The sequence below is a fragment of the Bartonella sp. AP58NXGY genome, assembly GCF_042195785.1.
GTDB lineage: Bacteria > Pseudomonadota > Alphaproteobacteria > Rhizobiales > Rhizobiaceae > Bartonella.
This window is the reverse complement of sequence record NZ_JBHIOY010000126.1, coordinates 735-968: the sequence shown is the minus strand read 5'-3', so window position 1 is coordinate 968 and position 234 is coordinate 735. Positions and strand designations below refer to the sequence as shown.

Here is a 234-nt window from a genome sequence, read left to right as displayed (position 1 = left end):
GTTACATTATGCACCCCCAAATATCTTGATTCGCTGGTTGGAAGTGAGGCAGTTCATCAAGGGGTTGTTTTGGAAACTTCTCCTCTCAAACCATGCAAACTATCGGAACTCACCAATACTGATCTGGTCATTGTCATGGATCAAATTACTGATCCACATAATGTTGGTGCTATTATGCGCTCTGCCGTTGCATTTAAAGCAAAGGCACTCATTACCACTTGCCGTCACTCTCCC

1 protein-coding gene is annotated in these 234 nt (G+C 44.0%); it reads left to right on the top strand.

What is annotated here, in order from left to right:
• A partial coding sequence (locus tag ACFINC_RS09920) for a TrmH family RNA methyltransferase (protein WP_375617106.1) occupies nt 1–234 on the top strand: 234 nt, incomplete at both ends.